General features: G+C 37.5%; 7 protein-coding genes and 2 pseudogenes. 5 read left to right on the top strand and 4 right to left on the bottom strand.

Annotated elements, in window-relative coordinates:
• The first annotated feature begins 12 nt into the window (after positions 1–12).
• Positions 13–168: an IS3 family transposase gene (locus AT575_RS11075; protein ID WP_102777389.1), complete on the top strand. Its 156-nt coding sequence runs from the start codon at positions 13–15 to the stop codon at positions 166–168.
• Positions 169–261: 93 nt separating this feature from the next.
• On the opposite strand, the gene pnuC is transcribed toward AT575_RS11075, so the two are convergent.
• Positions 262–963 carry a nicotinamide riboside transporter PnuC gene (gene pnuC / locus AT575_RS04780; protein ID WP_102777388.1) on the bottom strand — a complete coding sequence of 234 codons (702 nt, stop codon included), beginning with the start codon at positions 961–963 and terminating at the stop codon, positions 262–264.
• Between the two features lie 41 nt (positions 964–1,004).
• A pseudogene (locus AT575_RS04775) lies at positions 1,005–2,497 on the bottom strand (ATP-binding cassette domain-containing protein).
• Between the two features lie 426 nt (positions 2,498–2,923).
• Between AT575_RS04775 and AT575_RS10810 the strand changes: the two are divergent.
• The 3 genes from AT575_RS10810 to AT575_RS10800 are packed head-to-tail and all read left to right on the top strand — an operon-like array spanning position 2,924 to position 6,359.
• Positions 2,924–3,556 carry a S8 family serine peptidase gene (locus tag AT575_RS10810; RefSeq protein WP_245871460.1) on the top strand — a complete coding sequence of 211 codons (633 nt, stop codon included), beginning with the start codon at positions 2,924–2,926 and terminating at the stop codon, positions 3,554–3,556.
• Positions 3,557–3,609: 53 nt separating this feature from the next.
• Entirely contained in the window at positions 3,610–4,413 is an 804-nt protein-coding gene (locus tag AT575_RS10805; protein ID WP_483883548.1) for a S8 family serine peptidase, read from the top strand.
• Positions 4,395–6,359 (top strand): Fn3-like domain-containing protein, encoded by a 1,965-nt coding sequence (locus AT575_RS10800; RefSeq protein WP_483883547.1) that lies wholly within the window; start codon positions 4,395–4,397, stop codon positions 6,357–6,359. The genes AT575_RS10805 and AT575_RS10800 overlap by 19 nt, the downstream gene beginning before the upstream one ends.
• A gap of 89 nt (positions 6,360–6,448) precedes the next feature.
• Here the strand turns inward: AT575_RS10800 and AT575_RS04765 are convergent.
• Positions 6,449–7,188 (bottom strand): annotated as a pseudogene (locus AT575_RS04765) (amino acid ABC transporter ATP-binding protein).
• Positions 7,188–9,359 carry an ABC transporter substrate-binding protein/permease gene (locus tag AT575_RS04760; protein ID WP_102777387.1) on the bottom strand — a complete coding sequence of 724 codons (2,172 nt, stop codon included), beginning with the start codon at positions 9,357–9,359 and terminating at the stop codon, positions 7,188–7,190. Before AT575_RS04760 ends, AT575_RS04765 begins: the two are co-directional and overlap by 1 nt.
• A gap of 171 nt (positions 9,360–9,530) precedes the next feature.
• On the opposite strand from AT575_RS04760, the gene uvrB reads away from it, so the two are divergent.
• Positions 9,531–11,522 (top strand): excinuclease ABC subunit UvrB, encoded by a 1,992-nt coding sequence (uvrB, locus tag AT575_RS04755; RefSeq protein ID WP_102777386.1) that lies wholly within the window; start codon positions 9,531–9,533, stop codon positions 11,520–11,522.
• The last annotated feature ends 34 nt before the right edge of the window (positions 11,523–11,556 follow it).

The raw sequence follows: 11,556 nt of genomic DNA, 5'->3' as shown, positions 1-11,556 counted from the left end.
TTAAAAAATGAGATGTATTATGGCTATGAGAAAGACTATTCTTCATTTGAAGAATTCTCAAGAGCAGTTGAGGAATATATTGATTATTACAATAACAAAAGAATTCAGGCAAAAACAAAATGGATGCCTCCTGTACAATACAGGATGACATCCATGGGTTCTGCCTAGTTTATAAGTATGTGTCCAGGATTCTGGGTACATATCATACTAGATTTCAACAGGAGTGTTTTTCTTTTGTCTCATTTTAGGGATTCAGTGCCATTATACCCTATCCTTTTTAATAATATTTTCCTGGTGAGAGTGTAGTCGTATCCAGTTAAAAAATGTGTAGATATCATTCATTAGAAAAACAGCATAACAAATGGCAACTGAAAAATGACTGCTGATAGTATTGGCTTCTAAAAGCCAAAGAATGATTAAGACAATATCATTGATGGCAAATATTAAAGCAAAGTAGGGACTTCTCTTATAGGATAAAAAGGTCGCAGCAAAAGTCGTTGTGATGGACAAAGTTGAAATTAAAAGGAAGGAGGTGTGAAAAATCCCTAAGACAAAATAAAAGATTACCGTTACTAGAAAGCTTAGAAAACTAACCAGATAAATATCTTTGATGCTTAGGTGACTAATAAGCACTTGTGATTTCCTCCCCATAAATGGGTGACTTAGCCAAGAGGATAAGGCAAGAATGTCCATAGGAAGAGTCATTGTAAAGTAGACCAAGACTTCACCAAAGTATTGGTTTTTTAATGAGATATAGGCATAAAGAACTGAAAAGACGAGAAAAAGTCCTTGTCCTAAAGGATTTGCCTTTGCTAAAAAGATCAATGCCGAAGCTCCGATTAAAGAAGCTGATAGGGCTAAAAGATTTGATTGGTGAAAAAAGAGGTAGGAAGATAATATGGTTGCGATGGAAAAAAACCAAAGTGACCACTCAAATGTTGTAAAATAGTTAAACTTTGCCATAAGAATATTCAAACACAGCAGAAAGCTTATGTCAATAGTCTTTAAAGGAGGTTGCTTGTATTTAAATGGTACTTTTTCAGATAATCCTGTTCAATGAATGCACGATCATGTGACACGCTAATAATTGCACCTGGAAAATGTGCAAATAAGTCCCTTGCTAAAGGTTGACTTGTCGGCGAAAAATGACGTGTCGGTTCATCTAAAATTAAGAGTTGCGACTTATGGAGAACCATTTTGGCTAAAAATAATTTTGCCTTCTGCCCCCAGAGAGCTGGCTCGTTTCATGGTTAATTTCTTCCCGCGTAAATTGTAAGCTAGCTAAGAGACTACGAGCCTTTTCTTGATCATCAAAGGCTAGGAAATCCAGTACCTTTTCATCTGTAGACATTAAGTCGTCATAATTTTGAGGCATATAGGACCATGAAAAGCTGGCTTTCTGACTTAATTCAGCCACAATTTCTTTTAATAATCGGCTTTTACCAATCCCATTATCACCTGTGATGACAATTTTGTCTTGCCCCCGAATAAGAAGATTGATTTTTTGACCCGTTTTCAGTTGGCGATTTTCCCAGTGCAGGAGTGTTTTGTTGGAGGCTAATTGCTCAATATTGGAGAAAAATAGAGAAATACTTTCTAATTGATCTGGGATTTCAGTCAATTCTTCTTTAACAATGCTCAATTTGCGTTCTTGAGATTTAATATTTTTCATTTTTTTAGCTAAAAGTCGACCAGCAGTAGAGTCTTTAGTTGCATTCAATTGGTGGTGGAGACTTGATTGGATGCGTTTCTGCTTGGCTTCCTTTTTTTGAAAATCGTCGCGCTCTTTAGTGGCGATTTGTAGCTGTTTATCATATTCTTCTTGTCTATGATTTTTGTAATCTGGGTAAGAACCTTTGAAGAAAGTCCACTTAGGTTTCCGACGTTTTTGGGTTAATTCAAGATGCAATACTGCAGTGGCACAAGAGGATAAAAAGGCCTCATCATGAGAGATAAAGATGACTGTTTGGTCAGTCTCGCTAATCATTTTCTCTAGCCAAATCAGAGTATCTAAATCCAAATCACTAGAGGGTTCATCTAAAAGTAGACAATCAGGATTCATGGCTAGGGCTTTAATGACCTGTAGTTTAATCCTTTCCCCACCAGATAGATCTACAAGACTGATATCTTCTTTATCCAATAAGTCCAAATTGAAATGACAGGCTTGAGCTAATTGGAAGAAAGAATTGAAATCAAGATGGGCCAAATCCTCTTCATTGTAAATGTAGTCTGATATGCTTTTAGCAGCAGTTTCGCTTTCTAACTCTTGTGGCAAATAGAGGACTTTATTGTAATCAGAAAATACTTGACCTGATACTTGGAGATAATCCTCAATGCAATTGGGATTGTATAAGTATTTTAATAAATTCGATTTGCCTGTTCCTTCTTCACCGATGATGGCAACTTTATCACCTGAATGAATGGTTAGACTCAATTGATTGAGAAGTTGGGAAAGGTCTTTCAGATGGGTAAATGATAAGTTTTTAATTTGTAGCATAGGATCTCCTTTAATAATTTTGACTTAAGAATAGTAAGCTTTCTATTTGAGAGACCAAAAAAACTTTCTACCTTAACAAGAAAAGTAGAAAGTTTGCGACAAAAAATAGGCAGTATAAAAAATACTTGCTTAAATAAGAGCAGACTAAAAAACTTAACTTGAAAAGATGCATCTCTCAAAAAAGTTTTTTAGTTGTTCATGGCTCCTATACCTCCGAATATTATTAAGTTTATTGTAGCAAAATCAGTCAATTACTGCAAGATTTGCAGTAGATGAGTAAGATAAACAAGGCTTCAATCTGAGAAAATTCTTTTGAAAAAAGGTCAAGATTTTAAAGGACCTTCAATATTTTAACCTACTCATCAACCTCAAATCTATTTTATAATGTTATATCATGTTGCACATATATATTAGTGAGGTAAATAGATGAATAAAAGAATTTCTAATAATAAAGCTAAAGTCTTACAAATGACTTTACTGGCTACGGCAGTTTTATCAACATCTGTCTTAAGTGTTTCAGCTGATGAAAGTCATCTGACAGAGCCTAAAAATACCACAATTGATGAAGTCAGCTTGTCAGTACAGGCTCCTTCGCAAGATGACCATTTGCCATTAAATCAAGAGAATAGTGATGAAAAGAGTAGCTATGAGGAAAGTGAAAGAAGACCTTTAATCGATCAAGTAGACCCTTCAAATCTTAAAGACCTATGGCAAGAAAGTGGTAAAGGTAAAGGGGGATTAATGGCTGTCATTGATTCTGGAATTGAGCTAGAACATGGCATGTTACAGATAGAAAATGCTGATAACTTAACTTACCCTGATGAAAAAACGATTGAAAGTAGAAAAAAAGAGGTTAATGTGAAGAGCGGAAAATGGGTAAATGAAAAAGTCCCATTTTTTCATGATTACAGTCAAGAAGTAACTAGTGATAATGCTCATAAAGAAAATAAATATCATGGTACCCATGTCGCTGGAATTGCAGTCGGAAATAATCTTAAACAAAAAGAAAATGTCATCCAAATGCAGGGAACTGCGCCTGAGGCACAGTTACTCTTTTAAAAGTAGATGTTAAGGATTCTCTTGCTTTACGAGAGAAACTATATGCTAAAGCTATTCAAGATGCTATCGCCCTTGGTGCAAGTACAATTAACCTCAGTCTTGGAAATATGGGGAGGTCAAGTTTTGACATGCAAGAAGAGTTAAAAAAAGCACTTGAACTGGCAAACGAAAAAGGTATCGCCATTGTTGTAGCTGCGGGAAATGACTTTGCTATGGGTGGAAAAGATGTTAAGCCATTGGCAAAAAATCCTGATTTTGGTGTGATAGGAACACCAGCGACTAACGATAATGTGCTAACCATTGCAGCATATGTTCCACAAGAGTCATTGAATCATGTGATGACCGTCCAGACTTCAACTGAAAGTAAAGCAATTCCGGTGAGTATGGCAAGTCCCTTTCCGACAAAGGAGCCCTTCTCTCTAGTATTTTTAGATAATGGTCTTCAAGTTGCTGAAAAAGATAGCCTTAAAGATAAAGTTATCATCATCAGCTATGACCATGTCAGTTCCTCTAATGATTTAGCAAGCCAAGCACAACAATTAGGTGCAAGAGGAGTCCTTGTACACCACAGGACCTACAATAAGCCTCTCATTCCCTTATCTTACAGTGGAGCAATGCCAATGGGGTTTATTAGTCGAGAAGATGCAGAAAGTCTGAAATCTTTGGAAGGGGCAAAGGTTAGTTTTTCAAATGATAAACAAGTCACTTTTGTTCCTAGTGGTAGACAAATGGCAGACTTTTCAAGTTGGGGGCTATCGACCGACGGAATGATGAAGCCTGATTTAGCTGCTCCAGGCTATGAGATTTATTCTCCGACTATTGCAATGACTATGACAAAATGTCGGGAACAAGTGTAGCTAGTCCGCATGCAGCAGGGATTATTTTATTATTGCAAGGGCATATTCGAAAAACATACCCCCATCTTAGTCCCAAAGAGCAACTCTTATTAGTCAAAAACATCTTGATGTCGACGGCAAGTCCGATAATAAATCCGGAGACTAAGTCATATTATTCTCCTCGCCAGCAAGGTGCAGGGGCAATTAACGCCAAAAAGGCCCTTGAGTCTGAACTCTACCTAACAGGACCTTCAGGATTAGCAAAAATTCATCTTGGCGATGTGGGGAATCAGTTTACCATAAAAGCTTACTTACATAATTTAAGTGACAAAGAAAAAACACTTACTTATTATGCAAGTATATTGACAGATAAAACTGAAAGTGGGCGATTCACATTAGAATCGCAGGAGCTTTATCAAACGGCTAAAACCAATGTCAAAATTGGGCCAAAAGAAACGATTGAAATGACACTGAATGTCGATGTCAGTGCCTATGATCAAAAGCTAAAAGAGGTAATGGAAAATGGTTATTTTCTTGATGGTTTCGTCCATGTACAGTCACAAGATGGAGAAGCTGAAAAGATTTCTATTCCTTTCTTAGGTTTTAAAGGTCGTTTTGCCGATTTAGAAGCACTTGATACCCCTATATACCATAGTTTAAGCGGTACTTTTTATTATAGTCCTAAAGAAGGTCAAGATCCTCTTGACTTTGAACTAGATAGTGTTCAGCAGATTAAAGAGAAGTACCTGACTGGTCTCATGACAACATTTACCCCATGGTCCTTAGTTGAAGGCAGTAAATTAGAAGGTTTCTCAACAGAAATGGCTTCTGAAGTTGATAGCACAGATTACCTTGGGTCCTATGCAAAAGAGGGAGGTAATACTGTTCGTCGATTCCGTTTGGTAAATGGGAAACCTATTTTAACCATTTCACCCAATGGTGATAATAACATGGATAAAGTTGCCTTTAGAGGTGTCTTTCTAAGAAATGTTAAAGACATCAAGGCACAAGTTTTTGCAAGTGACAACTTTGATCATCCAATTTGGGAAAGTCCTGTAACAGAATGTGCTCGAAAAGATGTGAATACAAGTGATATTAAAGAAAGTTTTATGGAGAAAACTACATGGGATGGAAAAGATTCCTCAGGAAATACTGTTCCAGAAGGAACATATATTTATCGTTTCTCCTATACCCCAGTAGCAGAAGGAGCTAAACAGCAATCACAAGATTTTTCAATCCTAGTAGATTTGACACCAGCAAAACTTCCAGAAAAAGCTATTTTACATCTTGCTGAAAGACGCATTGAATTAGTCGAAACAGGCGATAAGCCGACTCAAGAAATTTACCGTGACCGTCTTTATTTAAAATATGGAAGTGAGGAGCCTAATTTTATTGCATTTGAAAAAGATAAAAATGGTGACTATGTTTTGCCAGAAGAAATAGAGGATGAATTAAGTGGTGAAATGATTCCTATCATTCTTGAAAATGGAGATAATTTTTACTTTATCAGAGAAGATTGGGCAGGTAATTTTAGTGTGATCAAATTATCGCAATTATTAAAACAAAAACCAGAGAAAAATAATGAATTAATTGTAAAACCAGATAAAGAAGACCAGTCAATTCTTGAAGAGAAAAGTCAAGGAGAAAATCAGCCAAAGCAAGCGCAATTACCACTGATAAATCCAAGCTTTGAGGATAAAAAATCACCTAAAGATTCAAACAAGGAAATCCTTCCAAGAATAGAAGTTGAAGTAAGCAAAGACAACTTAATTGAAAAAGAAAAAATTCAAGAGCTTAATCCTGCAAAAGCAAAAATATCTGAAGATTATCCTTCTCTGATCGAGATAAAAGAAGACTATTTACCAGAAACTGCTGAAAGTCAAAATCCGTTGACATTAGTCGGAATGGCTATGTTAATTGGTGGTCTTTTACAAGCAGTTTGGACTCTTATTAAAAAGAAAAACTAGTCATAGCAATCCTCTTGCTAGAAAACCAAGAGATTAGAAGACAAAAAACCAGTAAAGGAATTACCTTTACTGGTTTTTTGGGCTCTTTATTAGACGTTTAATACTTTATCTAGGAATTCGATTAAACGTGGGTGTTTTGGATGGTCGAAAATTTCTTCAGGTGTTCCGTCTTCTAAGAACTGTCCGCCATCTGTAAAGATGACACGGTTAGCAACTTGTCTTGCGAAGCCCATTTCATGGGTAACAATCAACATGGTCATTCCCTGTTGTGCTAAATCACGCATAACGTTCAATACGTCTCCAACCATCTCAGGGTCAAGTGCTGAAGTCGGTTCATCGAAGAGCATGATATCAGGGTTCATGCTAAGCTTCGAGCAATTGCCACACGTTGTTTTTGTCCACCTGATAGGCTTGCTGGATAAGCGTCTGCTTTGTCAGCAAGACCAACTTTTTCCAACAATTCCATAGCATGGGATTTAGCGGATTCTTTACTTTCTTTTCCCAATTCCACTGGACCGAACATAATGTTTTCGATAACAGTCATATGAGGGAAGAGGTTGAAATGTTGGAATACCATTCCAATGTTTTCACGCGCTCTGTCAATGTTTGTCTTTGAATCTGATAATTCGAATCCATCAACAACGACTTTACCCATTGTAATTGATTCAAGTAAATTTAGGGTTCTTAGGAAGGTTGACTTACCAGAACCTGAAGGACCAATGATACAAACAACATCGCCTTCATAAAATTTGGCATCTATCCCTTTTAAGACTTCATTTTGACCATAGTATTTGTGTAAATCTTGGACATCAATTTTTAATTCTGCCATTAGTTAAGCCTCTTTTCTAAGCGTTTAGCTAATCGGGTTAATAGCGTAATCATGACTAAATAGATGATTGCTAGGATTGCGTACATTCTAAAAGATTGGTAGTTACGGGCAATAATAATTTTACCTGTTTGGAAAAGTTCTACTAAACCAATTGCTGAAACGATAGTTGTATCTTTCAATGAAATAACGAATTGGTTAATAAAGTTAGGGAGCATCACTTTAATTGCTTGTGGCAAGATAACTTTTCTCATAGTAACTTTATAAGGAATACCCAAGCTTCGGCTGGCTTCCATTTGTCCTAATGGAACGGCTTCAATACCACCACGAACAATCTCAGCAATATAGGCTCCACCATTAAGTGAGAGTGCGATAGTTGCTGCTACAAAGTCATTGATTGGTGATTGATGACCTGTCATGCTTTCAATCAAGTTTGGAATACCCCAGAAAATGAACGCAGCTACAATCATTAAAGGAATACCACGGACAACATCGACAAAAACTGATGATGTCATTCTAAGTGCTTTGCTTGGTGAAACGGCCATCATCCCAAAGATAACACCGATTAAGAGGGCAATAGCAAAGGAAATAAGGGTTAAGCTTAGAGTAGTTCCAAGACCCGCAAGCAATTGTTTGTAGTTATTTGAAAGTAGTCCAAACATGTTGGTTTCATCAATAGCATTAGCTGACTTAGCTTCTTTTTCAGATGCTAAATACTTATTGAGGATTGCTTTGTATTTACCAGATTCTTTAAGTGCAGCTAATCCATTATTAAACATCTCAATTAATTCTAGATTTGTTCCTTTTTTAACGGCAAAGCCATATTCCCCAGAAGGTTCACCTTTGATAGGTGTGTCAAATTTTCGACCTTGTTGGATGGAGTATTTTAAAATAGCTTCGTCGTCCATTAAAGCAACGATGGAACCAGAGTTGAGACTGTCATACATTGAGGACGCTTCGTCAAAGGCTTTAAGGTTATAGCCATACTTATCTTTATTTTTATCAAGGAAATCATAAGATGCAGTTCCTTTTTTTGCACCGACAGTTTTTCCTTTTAAATCTTTGTAATCTTTAATAGATGAACCTGATTTAACACCAAGCAAGATATTAGATGTATAGTAACTGTCAGAGAAATCAAAGATTTTTTGACGTTCATCAGTAATAGACATACCAGCGATAACGGCGTCAGCTTGACCTGATTGAACAGCATTTAAGGCAGCATCGAAGCCTGGGTTGGCAATTTCAATGGTAAAACCTTGTTCTTTAGCGATTGCTTTAATCAATTCCATATCGATGCCGACATATTTACCATTATCGTTTTGGAATTCAAAAGGAGCGAAAGAAGAGTCAGCAACAATTTTGTATGATTTTTTCTTAGGAATTGCTTTTTTAGCAGCATCTCCAGTTGCTTTTGAACTTGTTTGGGCCTCATCCCCTAACCATTTTGTCATGATTTTTTGGTAAGTGCCATCAGCTTTCATAGCTTTAAGAGATTTATTGAAATCTTTAACTAACTTATCATGACCTGCACCTTTTTTAACGGCAAAACCAAAGGAACCAATGGCTTCACCAGGCATGTTGATAGCAACATCTTGATTTTGTTTGATAGCAAATTGAATAACAGGCTCATCATCCATAACGGCATCAATAGAACCTGATGCAAGACTGTTGTACATAAGATCGCCGGTATCAAAAGTTTTAACAGAAAAACCATATTTATCTTTGTTCTCATCTAAAAAGCTTTGCGATGCAGTTCCGTTTTTAACACCGACTGTTTTTCCTTTTAATTCACTGTATTTATGAATTGGTTTTGCTTTTTGAGTGGCAATTACAATTTTTGTATCATAATAAGGGTCAGAGAAGTTAAAGACCTTTTTGCGGGCATCGGTAATCGTAGTTCCTGCCATCAAAGCTTTTGCTTGACCTGATTGAACGGCATTAACAGCGGCATCAAAACCTGGGTATGTCATTTTGTAATCCCAGTTTGAGCGTTTAGCAACTTCCTTGATGATATCAACATCAATACCTTTGTAGATTTGATCTGAATCTTTGTACTCAAAGGGAGCGTAGGCTGTATCTGAGACCACTGTGATGGTTTCAGCACTTGCTTGGGCACTAAAGATGAATCCCAGTGATACTAGAGCAAGCATTAAGACCTTAATTTTATTCTTCATGTATATCTCCTTCGAAAAAATATTCCTAATTATATCAGAAACTTCAGACAATAGCAAACCTTTTCGACTTTTATGTTAGAAAACCTAACATCTCATAAGAGTATTGCAAAAAACATTATTAGGAAATACTATGTTAAAATAGGATAAAAGCGCAATGATAAGGATAAGAAAATGATAGATAAACGTGAACATAATAGTTTTCATTTGGTTTCAAAATACCAAGCTGCGGGTGATCAGCCTAAGGCTATCGAAGAATTAGTTGATAATATTGAAGGTGGCGAAAAAGCTCAGATTTTGCTGGGGGCTACTGGTACCGGAAAAACCTTTACCATGAGCCAGGTGATTAGTCGTGTCAATAAGCCGACTTTGGTTATTGCTCATAACAAGACCTTGGCTGGGCAGCTTTATGGTGAATTTAAAGAGTTTTTCCCTGATAATGCGGTGGAATACTTTGTTTCCTACTATGATTATTACCAGCCAGAAGCCTATGTTCCTTCAAGTGATACCTATATTGAAAAAGATTCCTCTGTTAATGACGAGATTGATAAATTACGGCATTCAGCAACTTCATCCTTATTAGAACGTAACGATGTCATTGTCGTGGCCTCTGTCTCATGTATTTACGGTTTGGGTTCCCCAAAGGAATATGCGGATTCAGCCGTTAGTTTGCGTCCTGGGCAAGAAATTTCAAGGGATCAATTGCTTAATCAATTGGTTGACATTCAATTCGAACGCAATGATATTGATTTCCAACGTGGCCGTTTCCGGGTGCGTGGAGATGTGGTCGAAGTTTTCCCTGCTTCTCGGGATGAGCATGCTTTCCGGATTGAATTCTTCGGGGACGAGATTGATAGGATTCGTGAAATCGAATCCTTAACGGGTAAGGTCTTAGGCGAAGCTGAACATTTGGTTCTTTTTCCCGCGACTCACTTTGTGACTAACGATGAGCATATGGAGATGTCCATTGCTAAAATTCAAGCGGAACTGGAAGAACAGCTAAAATTGTTTGAATCCGAGGGCAAGCTTTTGGAAGCGCAGCGATTAAAACAAAGAACCGAATACGATATCGAAATGCTTCGAGAAATGGGCTACACCAATGGGGTTGAGAACTATTCACGTCATATGGATGGTCGTTCCGCGGGTGAACCTCCTTATACCCTGCTGGATTTCTTCCCGGAGGATTTCCTCATCATGATTGATGAAAGTCACATGACTATGGGGCAGATTAAAGGGATGTATAATGGTGACCAGGCACGCAAAAAAATGCTGGTCGATTACGGCTTTAGGTTGCCTTCGGCCATGGATAATCGCCCTCTGAGACGGGAAGAATTTGAGAGCCATGTTCATCAAATTATTTATGTTTCTGCCACTCCAGGTGACTACGAAATGGAACAAACGGATACGGTTATCGAACAGATTATTCGTCCGACTGGTTTGCTTGATCCTATTGTTGAAGTACGTCCTAGTATGGGACAAATGGATGATCTCTTGGGAGAAATTACCTTACGAACAGAGAAGGGCGAGCGTACCTTTATTACAACCTTGACCAAGAAAATGGCGGAAGATTTGACCGACTACCTTAAGGAAATGGGGGTAAAGGTTAAATATATGCATAGTGATATTAAGACGCTCGAACGGACAGAGATTATCCGGGACTTGCGCTTGGGTGTTTTCGATGTCTTAATTGGGATTAACCTCTTACGTGAGGGGATTGACGTGCCAGAAGTTTCTCTTGTTGCTATCTTGGATGCTGATAAAGAAGGTTTCTTGCGCAATGAGCGTGGTTTGATTCAGACCATTGGTCGTGCCGCCCGAAACTCGGAAGGGCGCGTGATTATGTATGCTGATAAGATGACTGAGTCTATGAAAAAGGCTATTGATGAAACTGCTCGACGTCGTCAAGTTCAGATGGATTATAACGAAAAGCATGGCATTGTGCCACAAACCATCAAAAAAGAAATTCGCGACCTTATTTCTATTACGAAAGGCAATGATACAGAAATTGCAGAAGAAGGTTTTGATTACACTACTATGACACCTCTTGAACGGAAAGAAGCCATTAAGAAATTACAAAAACAAATGCAAGAAGCAGCTGAAATGCTTGATTTTGAATTGGCAGCAGAGATTCGTGACTTGCTATTAGATTTGAAGAGTCAAACATAGGTTGTGTGACAAGTTGGTATCAATTTTTTCAAAT

The sequence above is a fragment of the Streptococcus penaeicida genome (assembly GCF_002887775.1).
Taxonomy (GTDB): domain Bacteria; phylum Bacillota; class Bacilli; order Lactobacillales; family Streptococcaceae; genus Streptococcus; species Streptococcus penaeicida.
Note: the sequence above shows the minus strand (reverse complement) of the source record. Positions and strands in the feature narration are given on the sequence as shown.

What these genes read in the sequence shown, in the direction of transcription:
- AT575_RS11075 (WP_102777389.1), top strand. Translation starts at nt 13, where the DNA reads ATGTATTATGGCTATGAGAAAGACTATTCTTCATTTGAAGAATTCTCA.
- pnuC (WP_102777388.1), bottom strand. Translation starts at nt 963, where the DNA reads ATGGCAAAGTTTAACTATTTTACAACATTTGAGTGGTCACTTTGGTTT.
- AT575_RS10810 (WP_245871460.1), top strand. Translation starts at nt 2,924, where the DNA reads ATGAATAAAAGAATTTCTAATAATAAAGCTAAAGTCTTACAAATGACT.
- AT575_RS10800 (WP_483883547.1), top strand. Translation starts at nt 4,395, where the DNA reads ATGTCGGGAACAAGTGTAGCTAGTCCGCATGCAGCAGGGATTATTTTA.
- AT575_RS04760 (WP_102777387.1), bottom strand. Translation starts at nt 9,359, where the DNA reads ATGAAGAATAAAATTAAGGTCTTAATGCTTGCTCTAGTATCACTGGGA.
- uvrB (WP_102777386.1), top strand. Translation starts at nt 9,531, where the DNA reads ATGATAGATAAACGTGAACATAATAGTTTTCATTTGGTTTCAAAATAC.